The organism is uncultured Oceanicoccus sp. (assembly GCF_963968385.1).
Classification (GTDB): Bacteria; Pseudomonadota; Gammaproteobacteria; order Pseudomonadales; family Dasaniaceae; genus Oceanicoccus.
Map to the genome: position 1 here is coordinate 1 of NZ_CAXAHB010000037.1, position 19,716 is coordinate 19,716.

Here is a 19,716-nt window from a genome sequence, read left to right on the forward strand (position 1 = left end):
TTGTTTTCTTTGAGCCATTCTTCTAGGCTTTGGGTGTCATTTTCTTCTTCGCTACCATCATCGGATTGTCTCGGGTCTGGTCGATACTGCCCATTGGCTTCTTCGTAGATAGTTTCTCTTGCCAGGGCATCAGCTTCGCTTCTCCATAGTGGACCAGAAAAAAGATCATTCAAAGTTGGAAGCGCGCCATTGCCAATACCCATGGTAATAATAACGTACTGACCATCAACCTCCCTAATGGTTCTTGTAACAATACCGGGATCTAACCAATGATCATCAAGCGTAACATTGACTACGCTAAGTTCCTGCGCGTTCTTATAACTTCGAACAGTACCCAAAAAAATTTTACTTGTTTCACCATCTTTCTTTATGTCTCCCGATGTATTGGTACGGAAATCAGATGGTGCTGGTTGCTCTGTCAGATTTTCATATAAGAGACCAACCCCATTAAAATGCCCTGTTGGACCTAATATATGAATATCGCCATAATTATGAAAGTTGGGCGCACTGGGATCTATGCCCAGATCACTGACTCCAGGGACTGATAAGTCAAAGGAAGTATTGCCAATCGTTACTGTAATCCTGTTATCACCTATTGTAATATCACCAACATTATTCCCCATCATGATACTTCTCTTATGCTTTCCGATTATTTTTTGTAAATCGCTTAACTAGAAGTTGAGCTAATTTGATAGCAGCAGATGCCGCCAATATCTGAAATAAAGCGACAAGTAAGCCTGTAATTAATACATATAAATAACCGAATATGGTTAAATATTTATTTGACAATAGCGAAAATCCGAATAGATATTGTTCAGAACCTAAATTAGCAAAATTAGTTATAAGGTAAAAAAATGGAACTACCAATAAAAGAACGAACAAGATAATACTGTGTGATGTGAACCTGGACTTTTTAAACCAGACTAAAACTGACAGACCAAGCAAAGCAAATGGCCCAACAATTATGTAAACTATGGCAATTGCCAGAGGATGCAGAGTTCCTACCATGCTATCACCAATAAAAATAAGCTCAAATATCATAAAAAAAACGAAATTCAGAATAAGAGCAATCAGTCCCAGCACCATATATATTGGAACAGATACTATAAGTGTTTTTAGTTTTAACCCAATCATTGTTCAAACTCCTATTTTTACAAATTACCAAGATTGGCACTGGTGCCATCGGTTTTAGTAAAAGCACCCTGTTGCCGATGAGCATTATTATTGCCATCCACCTGATTGGAATTTTGATAGGCAGTTTGCAGAGATTGAATGCCAGCCTCTTCCAGACTGAGTAATTCTGCTGCGTCCAGTTGACCATTCTGATTCGTGTCCTGCCAGATATTAAGTTGCGCATAGGCTGCATCCTGCTGATCGATTTGACCATTGGCATTACTGTCCATTGCCTGCAGGACTTCAAAGCAAGGCTTTCACTTCCTCGACATTCTATTTTCCAAAGTTAACAGCATTCACAACCACGATGGCTAGCACGACCAGCATAAGCATGCCTGCTAGTTTACGATGGGGAAAACGCTTGGCTTTAACCTGGGTTGTGTTGCCAGCGGTTGTTTTATCGAGATGATCTATCATCGTGGACTCCTGTCTGATGGTTGGTGGCTGAAGCTGGAGCTGGTGGCTGGTGAGTGACACTCTACTCAGTAATCGATAATAGTCGCTACGAGGGCTTCAATGGTATTGCTGACATTACCATTGTGATTTGGTTGTGAACGCTACAGTGCGCCACTGAAAGCGGAAGACTCTCTAGATCCTTCTTTCCCTTTTATAGACCTTTTCCCACCGAGTATTAACGCTAAGATATTCTACGAATAATCATATTGCAATATAAATTCTATAGTGAACGATAATTTTATAAAAATTTAATTATTAACTTACTAATAAGATTATTTTTATCAATTAATTTTCAAAGGCAGGCTTCAACTATTAACATAACATCTTAAAAAATATTAACTCAAAAAAGTAGCATCAATAAGCTGCACACCGGCAGGCCCATTAGATGAGCTTACTTTAGCAGCATCATATTCATACTCAGCCCTCTCACCCGATCGATCTAAGCCGAGATTGTCGAAATCAAACAAATCAATATCGGCAAGCTGTGAGGGTTTTATATTTTTCAGCGCACCAAAAATACTTTGGATACGGCCGGGATGCTCTCGCTCCCATTGCTGCAACATGGTTTTAATATTTTGCCGCTGCAGATTTTCTTGGGAACCACAGAGGTTGCAGGGGATAATCGGAAAAGCTTTAAACTGCGCATAGCGTTCCAGATCGCTTTCTTTGCAGTAGGCCATTGGCCTAATCACCACATTGCGTTTATCGTCTGATAATAATTTGGGCGGCATGGCAGAAAGCTTGGCGCCATAGAACATATTTAGAAACATCGTCTCGACAATATCATCGCGATGATGACCCAGCGCAATTTTATTGCAATTGATATCTTCGGCAAAACTGTAGAGGGTGCCGCGACGCAAACGCGAACAGAGTCCACAGGTGGTTTTTCCTTCGGGGATTTTTTCTTTTACCACCGAATAGGTATCTTTATTGACGATATAGTATTCAATAGCCAATTTATCCAGATAATCCGGCAATACCTGCTCGGGAAAACCCGGCTGCTTTTGATCCATATTGACCGCGACTAATTCGAAAGAGACGGGCGCGCTCTGCTGTAGATTGATCAAAATATCCAGCATCGCGTAGGAGTCTTTACCTCCAGATAGACAGACCATCACCCTATCGCCCGCTTCAATCATCTTATAGTCAGCAATAGCTTGCCCCGTATAGCGACGCAGGCGCTTTTGCAGCTTATTCAATTCAAGCTTGGATTTACGAGTATCTAGCTGGGTCATAATATTTTCGTTGGATGTTGGCAGCATGGCTTTGGGTCAATAATCGATGGCGGCGATTGTAGCACTAAATACACCCTGCATAACCGATCTTGGGCTCGATTGAGCAGGTTTTGCTAGAAATTTAGCGTGTAAATCACTAGAATAGGCGCCCTATTTTTTGAGCTCTATCCATTAAATCTGCAAACCATCAGGACATAACAATGAAACAACCCGTACGCGTTACCGTTACCGGTGCAGCTGGCCAGATTGGCTATGCACTTCTTTTCCGCATTGCCTCTGGCGCTATGCTGGGCGATGACCAGCCAGTGATTCTGCAATTATTGGATATTACCCCTGCAATGGACGCCCTAGAGGGCGTTAAGATGGAACTGGACGATTGTGCCTTCCCACTATTGGCCGGCGTGGTATGTACTGACGACCCTAATGTTGGCTTTAAGGACAGTGACTATGCCCTGTTAGTGGGCGCACGCCCTCGTGGACCCGGTATGGAGCGTAAAGATCTGCTTGAGGCCAACGCGGCTATTTTCTCGGTACAGGGTAAAGCGATTGACGAGAATGCCAGCAAAAATATTAAAGTATTGGTTGTGGGCAACCCAGCTAACACTAACGCCCTAATCACTCAGCGCAATGCACCTAGCATTGACCCGCGCAATTTCACCGCGATGATGCGCTTGGATCACAACCGTGCCAAAACCCAAATCGCCCAGAAGACTGGCGTAACGGTTGATGATGTCTCTAACGTGATTGTTTGGGGTAATCACTCGGCCACTCAGTTCCCTGATTTATTCAACACTAAAGTTAACGGTAGTGCGGCTATCGATCAGGTTGATCAAGCTTGGTATGAAAACGACTTTATCCCGACCGTTCAACAGCGCGGTGCAGCCATTATTAAAGCCCGCGGTGCTTCTTCTGCCGCTTCTGCTGCCAATGCAGCTATCGATCATGTTCGTAACTGGGCGCTGGGTACTGAAGGTGATGACTGGGTTAGCATGGGGGTCTATTCAGATGGCTCTTACGGTATCACTGAAGGTTTGATCTACTCTTTCCCTTGTCGTTGCAATAATGGCGAGTGGGAAATTGTGCAAGGCCTGTCAGTCAATGAATTCAGCGAAGGCAAAATGAAAGCCACTGAAACTGAATTAACGGAAGAGCGTGATGCTGTAGCCCATTTGCTACCATAAGTATTCAGCTCATTAAAAATGCCGCTTACTTTAACCGTAAGCGGCATTTTTTTTGCTCAGCATATTGAGTAGACAGGCTCAATATACTCCACCATCATTTGTAATGTTTGCCTACCTCTAAACTCATTAACATCCAGCTTGTAAGCCACCCTGACTCGATCAATTGTTTGATCTTCCCATTGCGAAATATCAACATTAAAGGCAATAGCATCAATCGCTAGCTGTGGTTGACTCTCAACCGCTAATACCATTTTTAAATGCTTTTCTTTCAGTATACGCTGTTGCAATAGTAAAAATTCACCATCGAATAAAGGTTCAGGAAAGCGCTGACCCCAAGGCCCAGCATCGCGTAATAGTTGCGCCACATCCAAAGTAAAGTGATTGGCTAACAGCTCGCCATCACTACACAGCTCGGCCTGTAAATGCTCTTCACTCAGTTGATGCCTAACCTGCTGATCAAAGGCTTGTGCAAAGAAGCTGTACTGGTCTTTTTGCAGACTCATACCTGCCGCCATGGCATGACCGCCAAACTTGGTTAACAAACCCGGATGCTGTGAAGCTACCGCATCTAAAACATCACGAATATGCAAACCGCTAATAGAACGAGCCGAACCTTTGATGACATCGTTTTCATCGGTATCGGCAAACACAATAACCGGACGGTGATAGCGATCTTTAATTCTGGAGGCCAGAATACCAATAACACCCTGATGCCAGTTGGCCTCATAAAGACACAGACCATAGGGCATATTGCCCTCTTCTACATCAAGCGTTTTTAACGCTTCAAGGGCTTCACGCTGCATGCTGGCCTCTATGGACTTGCGATCTTGATTGAGCTCATCCATTTGTCGGGCAATGTCATTGGCCAGATGGTCGTCATCAGTTAACAAGCACTGAATACCTAAGGTCATATCATCCAAGCGGCCTGCGGCATTTAGGCGTGGACCCACTGCAAAAGCTAAATCTGTGCTGACCACGCGATCGCTACTGCGGTTACCAAACCGCAGTAGCGCCTTAATGCCGGGACGAGTTTTGCCTGCTCGAATACGTCGAAGACCCTGAGCAACTAAGATGCGGTTATTTTTATCTAGCGGCACAACATCAGCGACTGTTCCCAAGGCGACTAAATCTAAATAATCGGCCATAACGGGTTCGGCGATATTCTGTTGCTGAAACCATTGACGCTGTCTTAACGTCGAGCGCAAGACAGACATCAAATAAAAAATCACTCCCACACCCGCTAGATTTTTACTGCTAAATTCACAGCCGGGCTGATTGGGATTCACAATAGCTGCCGCTGCAGGTAATTGTTCTCCGGGCAAATGATGATCGGTAACCAGCACTTTGATACCGGCGGCATTGGCGGCATTAACACCATCAATACTGGAAATGCCGTTATCAACGGTAATAATTAAATCCGGTGAAAACTGTTTGGCAACTTCAACAATCTCTGGCGTTAAGCCGTAGCCATATTCAAATCGATTAGGCACTAAAAAATTAACCGACTCTGCTCCCATAGCGGTTAATGCCAGTACCGCCAGCGCACTACTGGTAGCACCATCGGCGTCAAAGTCACCAACAATCAATAGGCGCTGCTGTTGCTCTAGGGCAGTGATTAATAGTTCGATAGCCTCAGGCAAGCCTTTTAGCGCTTGTGGCGACAATAATGCGGAGAGTTCGGTTTGTATTTGATCATCAGAGCAAACACCTCTGGCAGCATAAATATGCTGCAACAAAGGGTGTAATGAATCAGAGAAATTGGTCTCTGTTATAGGCGACTGCCGACGTCTTATGATTTTTTGCATTGATCAATGTCCGTGGCAAGCCTTTTTAGATAAAACAATAAAAGCTTAGGCGGTAATATTCTCAACTAAAAACGAATGCACCGCAGCTAAATCATTCTCCAAGACGGTATAACGTTCTTCGTCCTTAAACAAACTCGCCATATGGTGGGGCAACTCAGGCTCGTGCGGATAACCTGCCTTCATGACCGGCTCTGGGAACTTGGCAGGATGCGCCGTGGCCAGTGTAATCATCGGAATATCATCACGGCGTCTAACCTGACGCGCTGCCTCGACGCCAATCGCCGAATGCGGATCCAACAAATATTCTGTTGTCTGATAGACATCGGCAATGGTGTTAACCGTTTGCTCATCATCAACTTTATAGCTATCAAACAGACTGCGCACATTGGCAAAGGCCGAATCGGTAAGCCCCACATCTTCAGTTTGAAAGCGATTCATTAAGTCATTGATAGCCGCACCATCACGATCATAGCAATCAAACAATAGACGCTCGAAGTTACTGGAAATAACAATATCCATACTGGGTGATAAGGTATGGATCAATGGATGCTTGGCAAAATCATTGTTGCTAATGCAGCGGTGCAGAATATCATTGGTGTTAGTAGCAACAACCAACTGATCGATCGGCAAGCCCATTTTAGTGGCTAAATAACCGGCATAGATATCGCCAAAGTTGCCAGTAGGTACAGAAAAAGCGACGGGGCGTAGCGGACCACCCAACGATAATGAAGCATAAAAGTAGTAAACGATTTGAGCCATAATACGCGCCCAGTTAATCGAATTGACCGCTACTAGTTGTCGATCTTCAGGTAAAAAACTTTGATCGTTAAAGCTGGCTTTTACCATTGACTGACAGTCATCAAAATTACCTTTAACGGCAATATTATGAATATTATCAGCCAATACTGTGGTCATCTGACGACGCTGTACGTCTGATACACGTTGATAGGGATGCAGAATAAAAATATCAATATTTTTGCAACGCTTACAACCTTGAATAGCTGCAGAACCGGTATCACCGGAGGTTGCCCCCATGATCACAACTTTTTGATTGCGACGCTCAAGCACATAATCCAGCAACCGACCCAGCATTTGCAGGGCAAAATCTTTAAACGCTAAAGTCGGCCCTTGAAATAATTCCAACACCCATTCGTTTTGATCTAACTGCACCAAAGGCGCAATCGAAGGGTGACGAAAATCAATATAGGTATCATCGATAATGGCTTTTAAATCATCGGCGGGAATGCAATCACCGACAAAGGGCTGCACAATGTTAAAGGCTAAATCGGTATAACTAGAGCCGGCCCATGAAGCGATTTCTTCACGAGAAAATGCCGGCAAGCTCTCTGGCACATACAAACCGCCATCAGGTGCTAGGCCGGTTAATAACACCTCTTCAAAATTTAACGCTGGCGACTGCCCGCGGGTACTGATGTATTTCATGGTTTAAACCGTTGTTTGGTAGAGACAATAAAAAATATTTTAACCCAGTGATTCAACGCGAATTCTGGTCACTTCACCCTCGATGGTATCCAGCGCTTCGATTTCACTGATAGCCGAAACCAGTTGGTTTTCTACTGAGCGGCTAGTCAAAATAATCAGCGGCACTTGCAGCTCACCATCGGCGGCTTCCTTCTGAGTAATAGCCTCCACGCTGATACCCGCGTTAGAGAGAATTTGCGCAACGTTTGATAGCACTCCAGGCTTATCCTGAGCTGACATGCGCAAATAATACGCTGTTTCTATATCGTTTATATCGACAATCGGTCTATCGTTTAATGCATTGGGCTGGAAGGCCAAATAAGGTACTCGATGTTTGGGCTCAACATTCAGAGTACGAGCAACATCAATGATATCGGCAACCACGGCAGAAGCGGTTGGCTCAGCACCGGCACCGGCACCGTAATATAAGGTTGGACCAACAGCATCACCTTGCACAAGAACTGCATTCATAACGCCGTTTACATTGGCAATTAAACGCTGATCAGGAATTAGGGTTGGATGAACACGCAGCTCAACACCTTTGTCAGTCTGGCGAGCCACACCTAAGTGCTTGATTCGATAACCCAGCTGCTCAGCATACTCGACATCGTCTGTGGAGATTTTAGAGATACCTTCGGTATAGGCTTGATCAAACTGCAAGGGAATACCAAAAGCCAAGGACGCCAAGATAACCAGCTTATGCGCAGCATCTATACCTTCAACATCAAAGGTTGGGTCTGCTTCAGCATAACCTAGGGCTTGCGCTTCTTTTAGTACATCGTCAAAGTCACGACCCTTGTCACGCATTTCACTGAGAATAAAGTTGCCGGTGCCGTTGATAATACCTGCCAACCATTCGATACGATTGCCAGCCAGGCCTTCGCGAATCGCTTTAATAATCGGAATACCACCGGCTACTGCGGCTTCAAAAGCCACACTGACGCCCTGCTCTGCGGCAGCGGCAAAAATTTCGTTACCATGCTCGGCAATTAGCGCTTTGTTAGCTGTGACTACGTGCTTGCCATTGGCAATGGCTTTCAGCACCAATTCTTTGGCGACTGTGGTGCCGCCAATTAGCTCGACCAGAATATGAACGTGGCTATCTTCGGCCACGGCAAAGATATCGGTGCTAACGGTAATGCCATCTATATCAGCACCACGGCGAGCGCCAATATGGCTAATTTCAATGCTGCAACCGGCGCGAGCCGCTATTTCTGCACAGTTGCGTCGCAAGACATCAACCGTACCTTGACCAACGGTCCCCAGACCACAGATACCTATATTTACCGGGTTCAAACTACCCTCTCCTACTGATTGGTGAAAATGGCAATAAAATTTGAAGACGCATTGTATTTCAGCAGAGCCTGCAAAGCCATCTCCAACAGTGGGATTTACGCTGGTTTTGGCTGTTGCTATTAGTCTCGTCAGCGCTTATTTTTTGTTAGCTGTCGGCTGCTGTCTTTGTAATTCAGTTGCCACATCGGGATCTACCGCTATACCTAGCGCACTAGCTAATTGCAGTGCCGGCATATAACCAGGCATTAAGCGTCCTGTTGTGGTCACAAGAGCTGGGGTACCACTAACACCCATCTGCTTACCTAATTTCATCTGCGCTTCGACGGGATTGTCGGGGCATATATCGTATGGAATGCGCTGACGAGCTTTTAGCTTAGTCATGGCAGCTTGCCTATCGTCCGCACACCAAGCGCTGGCAATTTTTTTATAGGAGTCAGAGCCTATACCTGCTCGCGGATATGCCAAATAACGAACTTCGATACCAAGGCGGTTTAAGTCGGGAATTTCCTGATGAAATTTCTGGCAGTAAAAACAATCAACATCGGTAAAAACCACGATCTCGGCTTTGCTGGGCTGATCTTTAGGCGCAAAGATAATCATATCGTCGACGCTAACCGTTGCCATTAATTCAGTGCGACCACTTTCACGCGCCTGTTCGGCCAAATTGATAAAACCACCTGACGTGGTTGCAAACAGATCACCTAACACAAAGTGTTTGCCATCAGGCGTCGAATAAAGCACTGGACCATTGGCGATTTGCACTTCATATAGCCCTTCGATGGCACTGCTGTTAATCGACTGCAGCGTCAGACTCGGCCGGCTAGCCTTAAAGCTTTTTCTTATTGCCTGCTGTATCTCGGCTGAGACCGTTTCTGCAGCACCGGAGCTTTGATTTTGCGCAATACTTAAGCTGGATAATGCAAACAATAAACAGCCCAAAGCAACTGTTGGTAAACTGGCAAACAATTTCATCTTACTCTCTCTTTATATCAAGTTAGTTCTTAGTAAAACGAACACTAAGATAGTTCATTTTACCCTATCCACGCGGATGATGTTCTGCATGTAGCTCTTTCATGCGCTCTCTGGCGACATGAGTATATATTTGTGTGGTGCTCAGGTCACTGTGTCCGAGCAGCAATTGCACAACCCGTAGGTCGGCACCATGATTAATCAAGTGGGTTGCAAACGCATGACGCAGTGTATGCGGCGATAACGGGCGATTAATACCGGCACGCTGGGCGTAGATTTTAATACGATGCCAGAAAGTTTGCCGAGTCATCATGGTGCCGCGCTTTGAAGGGAACATAGTATCGCTCATTTTGGCGCCTAACAGCAGTGGCCTACCTTGCTGCATATAGCGTTGCAACCACAGTAACGCTTCTTCACCAGTAGGCACCAAACGTTCTTTGCTACCTTTACCCATCACCCGAATCACGCCTTGGGTCATGCTTAACTGACCTAGCTGTATAGAAACCAGCTCAGTGACCCGCAAACCCGAAGCATAGAGCAGTTCAAGCATTGCCCTGTCACGCAACTCAATGGGCTGATTAATATCAGGAGCTGCTAATAAGGCCTCAACATCAGCCTCACTTAATGACTTAGGCAGTGTGCTCGGCAACCTCGGGCTTTCTATCTCCAGCGTTGGATCTAATAAAATTCTCGATTCACGCAATTGATATTGGTAAAAACCGCGTAGACAGGACAGCAATCTTGCCGTCGATCGCGCCGATTGTTTGTTTTGCAAACGAAACGATAAATAGAACTCTATATCGGTCTTTTTAACGTCAAGCAAGCTGGCCGATTGCGTTGCCAACCAGCGATCAAAATGAATCAGATCACGTTGATAGGAGCCCAAAGTATTCTGACTTAAGCCCTTTTCCATAAACAGGGCATCCAGATAAAGATCGATAACAGTATTGTTAGTTTGCGATTTTTTCATTATGCAGGGTAGATTGCCGATGTTGACTAACAATAACAATCTTTAAAGACAAAAAAGACAGCCAATGGCTGCCTTTTCTCAGTAATCGCTAAATAATTATTTAGCCAGTTTTTCTTTGATGCGCGCTGCACGACCGCTCAACTCACGCAAGTAGTATAGTTTAGCCTGACGAACACTACCGCTACGTTTAACTTCAATGCTATCAACCAACGGGCTGAAGGTTTGAAAAGTACGTTCAACACCAACACCGTGAGAAATTTTACGTACCGTAAAAGCCGAGTTAAGTGCGCGGTTACGCTTACTGATAACAACACCTTCAAAAGCCTGAAGACGCTCGCGGTTACCTTCTTTTACTTTTACCTGTACGACAACGGTATCACCGGGACCAAACTCAGGTACGGCTTTGGTCATCTGTTCCGCTTCAAGTTCAGCGATAATTTTGTTTTTGCTCATGGTTGACTCCTAAGGTCATGCTGCCTGGCCGCTCGGCCAGTGTGTACTCTGTACTTATAGGCTCCCTATGAGCTTACATTGGTCCAGATGAATTTTTATCTATCAAAGACTGTATTTATGCTTTAGTTACTCTTTAGTAGTGACTCTTTATTTACGATGGCAACTGGGCAATAAAATCAGCCAATAATGCTTTTTCTTCGGCGTTTAATTCACGGTTATCAAGCAACTCGCGTCGTCTTAACCAGGTCCGCCCCAACGCTTGCTGCAACCGCCAGCGTCGAATTTTCTCATGATCCCCGCTCATCAGTACATCGGGTACTGGCAGGCTGGCAAATTGTTCCGGTCGCGTATAATGCGGATAATCTAATAAACCTTCGGCAAATGAATCTTGCTGTGCCGATTGATCATGACCTAATGCGCCAGGTAATTGCCTGACCACAGTATCGATCAAGACCATAGCGGCCAATTCGCCACCACTGAGTACATAGTCACCAATCGACCATTCTTCATCGATTTCGGTTTCGACTAAACGCTCATCGATACCTTCGTAACGACCCGCGACTAAAATTAAATGCTTTCGGCTGGCTAACTCTATAACGCCAGCTTGGTCTAGTTGACGCCCCTGTGGTGACAAATAAATCACCTTGGCTTCCGACCCAAGCTTCTGCTTTGCAGCATGAATAGCAGCTCGCAAAGGTTCAACTTTCATTACCATCCCAGGGCCACCACCATAGGGACGATCATCAACAGTACGATGCTTATCCTCGGTAAAGTCGCGAGGGTTCCAATGCTCTACTGTGACTAAATTCTGTTTAACCGCTCGACCGCTAATACCATGCTCGGTAACAGCAGCAAACATCTCAGGAAACAGCGTGATAACACCCATTTGCATCAAAACTGCACCTGCTTTTATTTAACCTTTAAAACTCGGCATCCCATTCAACCCGAATCAAGCCTGCCTCTAGATCTACGTCTTTAATCACTTGTTCAGGTACCCATGGGATTAAACGTTCCCGCTGATCAATACTGCCATGACATTGGTTGATAACCAGCACATCGTTGGCGCCAGTTTCCATTATTTCCTGCACTTCACCTAGTAGTTGCTCATCACCTGCTGAGTTGGCGGTGAATATTTTTAGGCCTTTAAGCTGATGCCAATAAAAATCATTTTTGCCCAATACCGGCATTTCAGTCACCGGTATGGCTATATCATGTTGACAATAACCACGAGCCACTTCGCGATCATTAACGCCTTCGATCAAGGCTATTAGACCTTTACCATGGCGTTTTGCTGCCTCAAAATCGATCGGCTCCCACTGGTCGCCGCGGTCAAGGTAGCAGGACTGATAGCCCATAAAATTTTCCATGGGTTCAGTATAAGAGTGAATTTTGACCCAACCTTTAACACCGTAAACCGAGGTAATCTTACCGATTACCACAAGTCCGGACGTATCAGTCATCACTCCGCCTCAATGGTGACAACCATTAAGCTGCGTTAGCTTGAGCAACCAAATTAGCAACACGGTCAGATAACTTGGCACCTTTACTTACCCAGTAATCAATGCGTTCTTGATCAACACGCAGACGCTCTTCAGCACCGCTGGCGATCGGGTTAAAGATGCCCACACGCTCAATAAAACGGCCATCGCGCGATGTGCGGCTATCGCTAACATTTAAGTGATAAAACGGGCGCTTTTTTGAGCCACCACGAGATAAACGAATCGTTACCATTACCTTATATTTCCTAACAATGACGCTCTGCCAACAGGGTCAGAGCTTAAAAATTTATAGCCTTTGCATGCGCAGTATCGCAGACATGGGCAAACCGAGAGACAATAGGCCACTCGCAAAGGCGCGGTATTCTACGACATAGCCTCTCGATTTGGAACCATTTAAGGGAGTTATTTGGCCCTGTTTCAGGCACTTAGCCACAAGATTTGGTGCTTTTGGACCGATTTGGGCCCAAATACCTCAAATTTAAGGGATTGTTTCGGGCAATTACTGACCGGGAAAGCCACCGCCACCGGGAGGCATCACACCTTGAAGGCCACGCATCATATTGGCCATACCGCCTTTGGACTTCATTTTTTTCATCATTTTGGCCATCTGTTTATGTTGCTTTAAGAGACGGTTCAAATCCTGAATTTCAGTACCAGAGCCAGTGGTTATCCGACGCTTGCGCGAGCCATTAAGCAGGTCTGGGTTACGACGCTCAGCCGGCGTCATGGAGTTGATCAAGGCTTCCATGCGGGTAAATGCCTTATTGTCGACTTGCGATTGTGCCATTTGCGCCATATTGCCCATACCGGGCAGTTTATTGAGCATATCGCCAATACCCCCCATATTTTGCATCTGCTGAAGCTGATCACGCAGATCTTCAAGGTCAAACTTCTTACCCTTTTTGATTTTTTTCGCCAGTTTCTCGGCTTTTTTACGATCCAGCTTTTGCTCGGCTTCTTCAATCAGCGAGAGCATATCGCCCATACCGAGAATGCGGGAGGCGATACGATCGGGGTGAAATGGATCGAGGGCAGTCGTTTTTTCACCGACACCGATAAATTTAATCGGTTTGCCAGTGATATGACGCACCGAAAGTGCCGCACCACCGCGGGTATCGGCATCGGCTTTAGTCAGTACAACGCCGGTTAGTGGTAGCGCATCATTAAAGGCCTTGGCAGTATTGGCAGCATCTTGACCGGTCATGGCATCAACTACAAACAGAGTTTCGACTGGCGTAATAGCCGAATGTAACTGTTTAATCTCGCTCATCATGGCTTCATCAATGGCCAAGCGACCAGCGGTATCAACGATTAGAACATCAGCAAACTGTAATTTCGCTTCCGCGACTGCGCCATTAACGATATCAATCGGCTTTTGCTCGGTAGTAGCTGGGTAAAAAATCGCTTCAACCTCTTGCGCCAAAGTCTCTAGCTGTTTAATCGCTGCGGGACGATAAACATCCGCACTGACCACCATCACCTTTTTGTTTTCTTTTTCTTTCAGAAAACGGGCTAGTTTGGCGACCGAGGTGGTTTTACCCGCACCTTGCAGACCCGCCATCAATACGACCGCCGGTGGCTGGGCAGAGAGATTTAAACTTTCGTTGGCTTTACCCATCAGGGCTTCCAACTCATCGTTTACAATTTTGACGAACATCTGGCCAGGGCTAAGGCTCTTGCTGACCTCCTGCCCGACTGCGCGCTCTTTAACCGCCTGAACAAAGTCCTTAACCACGGGCAGAGCAACGTCCGCCTCTAGTAACGCCATCCGCACTTCACGCAGGGTGTCTTTAATATTGTCATCCGTCAGACGCGCCTGACCGGTAATGCTTTTCAGGGAATGGGATAGACGATTGGTTAGATTCTCAAACATAATAGGGTTATTCTCTGACGACGAGCTGTGTTGAATTAGTATAAACTGTGAAAGTATAACCGAGCTGCCAGCTTGAACCAATATCGGACGCGTTTCTCAGCGGAATAAACTTATCGGAAAAGAGCAACACAATAACCATGATCACCGTCACCAATGTCATCGCTATCTGCCTTTACTTGCTTGCTGCCGCAATGCAGGTAGGCTACCTGCTCAATCAAACCAAACAGCCTCGACCCTCTATTCTGTTTGGCATTGGCATTGTTGCGGTGTTGGCACATGGCTACAGCGCCGTTCATACCATCTACGCCGACCAACAAATGGATTTAGGCTTTTTTCGGGTATCGTCACTGATTTTTTGCTGTATCTCTGTCATCAGCCTGATCAGTATTCTGCGCCGTCCCACCAGTAATTTACTGGTTGCCTTATTTCCTTTGGCCGCACTGTCTATTGTAGCTTCCAGTGTTCCTTCGCCGGCTCAGGCTATATCGATAGAATCACCTGGGATATTGGGTCATATCCTGATTTCTATTTTGGCTTATAGCTTGATGACTATTGCTACCATTCAGGCAATAGCACTGGCACTGCAAGAACGCCATCTTAAACATCATCATATGGGCGGTATTTTAAAACTGCTACCAGCGTTACAAACCATGGAACAAATCCTGTTTGAATTGATTTGGATTGGTATGGCACTGCTAACGCTTTCATTAATGACCGGCTTTATGTTTATTGATGATCTGTTTGCCCAACATCTGGCGCATAAAACTTTTTTTAGCCTTCTAGCTTGGCTTATCTTTGCTACTTTGCTGTGGGGACGACATCAACTGGGCTGGCGCAGTCAAACCGCTGCCCGCTGGACTTTTGTTGGCTTTACCACACTCATTCTGGCCTACTTTGGCAGTAAATTTGTGTTGGAATTTCTCCTTGCTCCATAACGCACTATGACGCCTAATTGCAGTCCATCTTTTACTAATTTAACTGGTTGCTTCTGGACTTTTTTTTGTTCACTATATGCCGCTGTAAATAATAAAAGGAACACCACTCGTTGAACGAGTTATCTCTAGAAGTACTACTCGCCATTCTGGCAGCGCTACTACTACTTTCTGCTTTTTTCTCCAGCACCGAAACGGGTATGATGTCGCTCAACCGTTATCGGCTGAAACACCTGCGCAGCAAAGGCCATAAGGGTGCCCGCCGCGCCTATCGCTTATTAAAACGCCCCGATCGTTTGATTAGTCTAATTTTAATAGGCAATAACTTGGTTAACTTTGTCGCCGCTTCTTTGTTTACTGTGATTGTGATTCGCCTGTGGGGCGAGGCGGCTTCTGTGGTGATTGGGCCGATTATTTTAACGCTAGTATTTTTAATCTTTGCTGAAATTACCCCGAAAACTGTTGCCGCTTTCTATCCTGAAAAAATAGCCTTTCCCGCCAGCGCAGTTTTGGTACCCTTATTAAAAATTCTCTATCCGGTGGTATGGTTTATTAACAATATCACCAACAATTTGCTCAAACTGTTTGGTATCGATACCGGCAAACAGAATAATGAGAATATTAGTCAAGACGAACTGCGCACTATTGTTGGCGATGCGGGTCCGCATATTCCACCACGCCACCAAGGTATGTTATTAAATATTCTCGATCTTGAACAAGTCACCGTGGAGGATATTATGATCCCCCGCAATGAAGTGATTGGCATCGATCTTGATGATGACGATGAAAGTTTGCTGCAGCAGTTGCGCTCAATAGAATTTACTCGCATCCCTGTTTTTAACGACGATATTAATAATGTGGTGGGCATCCTTCACCAACGTAATGTCAGCCGTGTCATTGATGAACAAGGCGCTATTGATCGCAACAGCTTAATCAACCAAATTCGTGAACCTTATTTCACACCCAAAACGACACCACTGCATACTCAACTAGTTAATTTTCAACAACAGCAACGGCGTTTTGGTCTTGTAGTTGACGAATATGGGGTGGTTCAAGGCGTGGTCACGTTGGAGGATATTCTGGAAGAGATCGTTGGCGAATTCACCTCAAATATGACAAACCAGATAAAAGATATCCATCCACAGTCGGATGATTCTTTTATTATTCACGGCACCGCGACTATTCGGGAGATTAACAAGGAGCTTAATTGGGAGTTGCCTGTCGATGGTCCCAAAACGCTAAATGGTTTATTACTGGAGCAACTAGAGTCTTTCCCTGATGGCTCTGCCTGCGTTGCGATTGGGTGTTATTATTTTGAAATTCTTAAAATTCAAGACAATATTGCTACTAGTATCAGATCGGTAAAAGGTGAAGATAGCCCTATCGAGGATGAAGAATAATTTGATCACTCAACAAAAAACCTGAATTCCAGACCAGGCTGTCATATCGACAAAGATTAAGGCATATCGTCGATCTCTGCCCCCTCCTTAACAGGTAAAATTAAATCTTCCTTGGAGATATCCATAATCAATAAAATATTGGCCGCGACATAAACAGAAGAATAAGTACCCACCAACACACCCACAATCAATGCAATGGCAAAACCGTGAATCAATTCACCACCATAAAAAAACAGTGCCAGCAATACCAACAACGTTGTTAATGACGTCACCAAAGTACGAGCCAGTGTTTCAGTTAATGATATATCAATTACCGTCTGCGCCTGACTTTTACGAATTTTTCGGAAATTCTCACGAATACGATCCGATACCACAATGGTATCGTTAAGCGAATAACCAATCACCGCCAATACTGCGGCCAATACTGTTAAATCAAAATCCAATTGCAGGATAGAGAATATACCCAAAGTAATAATTACATCATGCGCCAACGCCGATACTGCACCTACAGAGAACTTAAATTGGAAACGAAAGGCGATATACAACATCACCATACCCAAGGCCATTAACATCGCTAGGCCACCCTGCTCTTTCAATTCATTACCCACTTGCGGGCCAACAAACTCAATTCGACGCAGTTCAATCAAACCGTCAAAATCCTGCTGTAATACAGATACCAATTGCGCACCTAATTGATCACTATAGCCTTCAGGTAAACGCACCAGAATATCGGTCTCGGAACCAAAGTGAACCACTATCGCATTTTTATAGCCTGCTTCAGCAATGGTATTACGGATATTCGTCAGAGGTTCAACTTTGCTGTAGCCCACTTCCACCAAAGTGCCACCGGTAAAGTCCAGACCGAACTTTAGACCTTTAGTCGCCAAAGAACCCAGCGAGATGACAATCAAAACCAGCGAAACCACCATCGCCAATTTTCGATAACTCATAAAAGGGATAATTTTTTTCGCGGGTACTGACTGTTCCAAGTGTTGTTCTGACATAAAAATTTTTCGCCTCAGCGAGTATTAAACCAATATCAACGATTTCGATTAAATCGATAGCTGCTTAACTTTACGACCACCATAGGTCAGGTTGATGAGTGCCCGAGATGCCACAATTGCGGTAAACATCGAGGTGATAATCCCCAGTGATAAAGTCACAGCAAAACCTCTTACCGGACCTGCGCCCACCGCATATAAAATAACCGCCACTAACAAAGTCGTTATGTTGGCATCCATAATGGTAACAAAGGCTCGATCATAACCGGCACTAATGGCCTGCTGTGGTGACATACGATTTTTTAATTCTTCACGTATTCGCGCAAAGATCAGTACATTCGCATCAACCGCCATACCAACGGTCAAGACAATGCCGGCAATGCCCGGCAGCGTTAATGTGGCCGACAATATTGACATCAATGCGATCAATAAGACGAGGTTAAAGCTCAAGCCAACCACAGCCACCACACCAAACAAGCGATAGTAAATCACCATAAAGACAGCGACCAAGGCCAAACCTATTTGTACCGAGGTAACGCCTAATTGAATATTTTCAGCACCGAGTGACGGCCCTACTGTACGCTCTTCCACAAAATCAATGGGCGCGGCTAAAGCACCGGCACGCAATAACAGCGCAAGCTCAGCCGCTTCGGCAGGATTGTCTAGACCGGTAATTCTAAATTGCACACCCAGAGCATCTTGAATCGTAGCCAGACTAATAATTTTCTTTTCATCAAAGGGAACTTTAGTCACGATCTCTTCACCCGCCTGGTTGGTTTCATAACGGGTACGACTTTTACGTTCGATAAATAGGACACCTAAACGACGCTGGATATTATGGCGTGTTACCCGGTGCATCATCGCACCCCCTTCGCTGTCCAAGGTAATATTTACCTGTGGCTGGCTACTCTGGGGGTCAAAGCCTGCCGAGGCGCTGGCAACGCGCTCACCGGTAATAACGACATTCCGTTCAAGAAAGGCGCTGCCTTCTAGCCGGTTTTGATCTCGAAAATCGAACTCTTCTTTGCTCGAACTGGTAGCGTCGAATTTGGCCTCTAAACGAAATTCCATATTGGCGGTTTTACCCAGAATACGTTTGGCCTCAGCGGTATCCTGAATACCGGGTAATTCAACCACGATACGGTTACGACCCTGACGCTGTACCAAGGGTTCAGAAACACCTAATTCGTTAACACGGTTACGCAAAGTAATTAAATTCTGATCTACAGCGTAATCTTCGATCTCTTTAACTTTGGCGGGGGAAATAGATAAGTAAAGGAAAAAGCCATCCTCACCATCAACAGCCTGACGTTGCAACTCGCTATACTCACTGCGAATTTTGCTACTTGCCTGATCACGTAACGCTTCAGATTTAAATTTTCCGCGAATACGACCATCCTCGGTTAAGCGAATAAAACCGCGTATTTTGTCTTCTCTCAGTACGCGCTTGACGCCATTGGTATAGTTATCCATACGTTTGGCAATCGCCGCTGCCGTATCTACCTCTAGTAGAAAATGCACACCACCACTTAAATCAAGACCCAGCTTCATTGGTTGGGCACCCCAGTCGGCAAGCCAATCGGGGGTGGTAGAGGCCAAATTCAGTGCGACGATATAACCATCACCCAAAGCACGCTGAATAACTTTCTGCGCTGGTAGCTGCTGATCACGATTTTTTAAACGAATCAGCGCACTACTGCCTTTAGCATTAATTTCATCACCAAAAAACTCAATATCGGCGATGGTTAGAGCTTTGGTAGCAATCTGCAATGCTTTTTCATCAATAACCATGGCACTGCTTTCACCCGAAATTTGCACGGCAGGATCCGGGGCATACAGATTAGGCGCGGCATAGAAAAAGCCGAAACAGACCACTAACAGTATCAGTAGGTACTTCCAAAGAGGATATTGATTTAGCATAGGAATTCCATAAATTTAGCGATCTTGCGCTGTTGTATCTTGCTTATTGTGCTGTTGTTGCTGTGAGCTGC

Annotated in this window: 20 protein-coding genes; 3 read left to right on the forward strand and 17 right to left on the reverse strand. The window is 45.2% G+C overall.

Translation table 11 applies throughout. The features are described 5' to 3' along the window. The 5 genes from AACP44_RS05480 to ttcA form a co-directional block, all read right to left on the reverse strand. A partial coding sequence (locus AACP44_RS05480) for a hypothetical protein (RefSeq protein WP_339339474.1) occupies positions 1–626 on the reverse strand: 626 nt, incomplete at its 3' end. A gap of 10 nt (positions 627–636) precedes the next feature. Next, positions 637–1,134 (reverse strand): hypothetical protein, encoded by a 498-nt coding sequence (locus AACP44_RS05485; protein WP_339339475.1) that lies wholly within the window; start codon positions 1,132–1,134, stop codon positions 637–639. A gap of 17 nt (positions 1,135–1,151) precedes the next feature. Beyond that, positions 1,152–1,403 carry a hypothetical protein gene (locus AACP44_RS05490; protein WP_339339476.1) on the reverse strand — a complete coding sequence of 84 codons (252 nt, stop codon included), beginning with the start codon at positions 1,401–1,403 and terminating at the stop codon, positions 1,152–1,154. 43 nt (positions 1,404–1,446) lie between these two features. Continuing rightward, complete coding sequence (locus AACP44_RS05495) at positions 1,447–1,590, reverse strand: hypothetical protein (protein ID WP_339339477.1); 144 nt, start codon at positions 1,588–1,590, stop codon at positions 1,447–1,449. 374 nt (positions 1,591–1,964) lie between these two features. Beyond that, positions 1,965–2,864: a tRNA 2-thiocytidine(32) synthetase TtcA gene (gene ttcA / locus AACP44_RS05500; RefSeq protein ID WP_339339478.1), complete on the reverse strand. Its 900-nt coding sequence runs from the start codon at positions 2,862–2,864 to the stop codon at positions 1,965–1,967. A 200-nt stretch (positions 2,865–3,064) separates the two neighbouring features. On the opposite strand from ttcA, the gene AACP44_RS05505 reads away from it, so the two are divergent. Next, complete coding sequence (locus AACP44_RS05505) at positions 3,065–4,045, forward strand: malate dehydrogenase (protein ID WP_339339479.1); 981 nt, start codon at positions 3,065–3,067, stop codon at positions 4,043–4,045. A 56-nt stretch (positions 4,046–4,101) separates the two neighbouring features. Here AACP44_RS05505 and recJ read toward each other — a convergent pair whose 3' ends face one another. The 10 genes from recJ to ffh all read right to left on the reverse strand — a co-directional run bounded on the left by recJ (position 4,102) and on the right by ffh (position 14,392). Continuing rightward, complete coding sequence (gene recJ / locus AACP44_RS05510; protein WP_339339480.1) at positions 4,102–5,850, reverse strand: single-stranded-DNA-specific exonuclease RecJ; 1,749 nt, start codon at positions 5,848–5,850, stop codon at positions 4,102–4,104. Between the two features lie 45 nt (positions 5,851–5,895). Next, positions 5,896–7,293 carry a threonine synthase gene (gene thrC / locus AACP44_RS05515; protein ID WP_339339481.1) on the reverse strand — a complete coding sequence of 466 codons (1,398 nt, stop codon included), beginning with the start codon at positions 7,291–7,293 and terminating at the stop codon, positions 5,896–5,898. Positions 7,294–7,332: 39 nt separating this feature from the next. Then, positions 7,333–8,628, reverse strand: coding sequence for a homoserine dehydrogenase (locus AACP44_RS05520; RefSeq protein ID WP_339339482.1), 1,296 nt, complete (start codon positions 8,626–8,628; stop codon positions 7,333–7,335). 135 nt (positions 8,629–8,763) lie between these two features. Continuing rightward, the gene (locus AACP44_RS05525; protein ID WP_339339483.1) at positions 8,764–9,600 is read right to left on the reverse strand and encodes a DsbC family protein; all 837 of its coding nucleotides are present in this window, start codon (positions 9,598–9,600) and stop codon (positions 8,764–8,766) included. Positions 9,601–9,664: 64 nt separating this feature from the next. Beyond that, positions 9,665–10,567 carry a site-specific tyrosine recombinase XerD gene (xerD, locus tag AACP44_RS05530; protein WP_339339484.1) on the reverse strand — a complete coding sequence of 301 codons (903 nt, stop codon included), beginning with the start codon at positions 10,565–10,567 and terminating at the stop codon, positions 9,665–9,667. Between the two features lie 96 nt (positions 10,568–10,663). Continuing rightward, positions 10,664–11,020, reverse strand: coding sequence for a 50S ribosomal protein L19 (gene rplS / locus AACP44_RS05535; protein WP_339339485.1), 357 nt, complete (start codon positions 11,018–11,020; stop codon positions 10,664–10,666). 151 nt (positions 11,021–11,171) lie between these two features. Beyond that, positions 11,172–11,912, reverse strand: a complete 741-nt coding sequence (gene trmD / locus AACP44_RS05540) for a tRNA (guanosine(37)-N1)-methyltransferase TrmD (RefSeq protein WP_339339486.1) — start codon at positions 11,910–11,912, stop codon at positions 11,172–11,174. A gap of 28 nt (positions 11,913–11,940) precedes the next feature. Further along, on the reverse strand, positions 11,941–12,480 hold the full coding sequence (gene rimM / locus AACP44_RS05545; RefSeq protein WP_339339487.1) for a ribosome maturation factor RimM: 540 nt from the start codon (positions 12,478–12,480) through the stop codon (positions 11,941–11,943). A 25-nt stretch (positions 12,481–12,505) separates the two neighbouring features. Next, positions 12,506–12,751: a 30S ribosomal protein S16 gene (gene rpsP / locus AACP44_RS05550; protein WP_339339488.1), complete on the reverse strand. Its 246-nt coding sequence runs from the start codon at positions 12,749–12,751 to the stop codon at positions 12,506–12,508. A gap of 267 nt (positions 12,752–13,018) precedes the next feature. Next, entirely contained in the window at positions 13,019–14,392 is a 1,374-nt protein-coding gene (gene ffh / locus AACP44_RS05555; protein ID WP_339339489.1) for a signal recognition particle protein, read from the reverse strand. 137 nt (positions 14,393–14,529) lie between these two features. Between ffh and ccsA the strand changes: the two genes are divergently transcribed. Both ccsA and AACP44_RS05565 read left to right on the forward strand, forming a co-directional pair. After that, complete coding sequence (ccsA, locus tag AACP44_RS05560; protein ID WP_339339490.1) at positions 14,530–15,327, forward strand: cytochrome c biogenesis protein CcsA; 798 nt, start codon at positions 14,530–14,532, stop codon at positions 15,325–15,327. Between the two features lie 110 nt (positions 15,328–15,437). Continuing rightward, positions 15,438–16,724 carry an HlyC/CorC family transporter gene (locus tag AACP44_RS05565; RefSeq protein WP_339339491.1) on the forward strand — a complete coding sequence of 429 codons (1,287 nt, stop codon included), beginning with the start codon at positions 15,438–15,440 and terminating at the stop codon, positions 16,722–16,724. 56 nt (positions 16,725–16,780) lie between these two features. Here the strand turns inward: AACP44_RS05565 and secF are convergent, their stop codons facing one another. Then, positions 16,781–17,728: a protein translocase subunit SecF gene (gene secF / locus AACP44_RS05570; RefSeq protein WP_339339492.1), complete on the reverse strand. Its 948-nt coding sequence runs from the start codon at positions 17,726–17,728 to the stop codon at positions 16,781–16,783. A gap of 48 nt (positions 17,729–17,776) precedes the next feature. Beyond that, on the reverse strand, positions 17,777–19,645 hold the full coding sequence (secD, locus tag AACP44_RS05575) for a protein translocase subunit SecD (protein ID WP_339339493.1): 1,869 nt from the start codon (positions 19,643–19,645) through the stop codon (positions 17,777–17,779). Between the last annotated feature and the right edge of the window lie 71 nt (positions 19,646–19,716).

Coding starts and splice junctions, on each gene's coding strand:
- AACP44_RS05485 (WP_339339475.1), bottom strand. CDS start 1,134: ATGATTGGGTTAAAACTAAAAACACTTATAGTATCTGTTCCAATATAT.
- AACP44_RS05490 (WP_339339476.1), bottom strand. CDS start 1,403: ATGGACAGTAATGCCAATGGTCAAATCGATCAGCAGGATGCAGCCTAT.
- AACP44_RS05495 (WP_339339477.1), bottom strand. CDS start 1,590: ATGATAGATCATCTCGATAAAACAACCGCTGGCAACACAACCCAGGTT.
- ttcA (WP_339339478.1), bottom strand. CDS start 2,864: ATGACCCAGCTAGATACTCGTAAATCCAAGCTTGAATTGAATAAGCTG.
- AACP44_RS05505 (WP_339339479.1), top strand. CDS start 3,065: ATGAAACAACCCGTACGCGTTACCGTTACCGGTGCAGCTGGCCAGATT.
- recJ (WP_339339480.1), bottom strand. CDS start 5,850: ATGCAAAAAATCATAAGACGTCGGCAGTCGCCTATAACAGAGACCAAT.
- thrC (WP_339339481.1), bottom strand. CDS start 7,293: ATGAAATACATCAGTACCCGCGGGCAGTCGCCAGCGTTAAATTTTGAA.
- AACP44_RS05525 (WP_339339483.1), bottom strand. CDS start 9,600: ATGAAATTGTTTGCCAGTTTACCAACAGTTGCTTTGGGCTGTTTATTG.
- xerD (WP_339339484.1), bottom strand. CDS start 10,567: ATGAAAAAATCGCAAACTAACAATACTGTTATCGATCTTTATCTGGAT.
- rplS (WP_339339485.1), bottom strand. CDS start 11,020: ATGAGCAAAAACAAAATTATCGCTGAACTTGAAGCGGAACAGATGACC.
- trmD (WP_339339486.1), bottom strand. CDS start 11,912: ATGCAAATGGGTGTTATCACGCTGTTTCCTGAGATGTTTGCTGCTGTT.
- rimM (WP_339339487.1), bottom strand. CDS start 12,480: ATGACTGATACGTCCGGACTTGTGGTAATCGGTAAGATTACCTCGGTT.
- rpsP (WP_339339488.1), bottom strand. CDS start 12,751: ATGGTAACGATTCGTTTATCTCGTGGTGGCTCAAAAAAGCGCCCGTTT.
- ffh (WP_339339489.1), bottom strand. CDS start 14,392: ATGTTTGAGAATCTAACCAATCGTCTATCCCATTCCCTGAAAAGCATT.
- ccsA (WP_339339490.1), top strand. CDS start 14,530: ATGATCACCGTCACCAATGTCATCGCTATCTGCCTTTACTTGCTTGCT.
- secF (WP_339339492.1), bottom strand. CDS start 17,728: ATGTCAGAACAACACTTGGAACAGTCAGTACCCGCGAAAAAAATTATC.
- secD (WP_339339493.1), bottom strand. CDS start 19,645: ATGCTAAATCAATATCCTCTTTGGAAGTACCTACTGATACTGTTAGTG.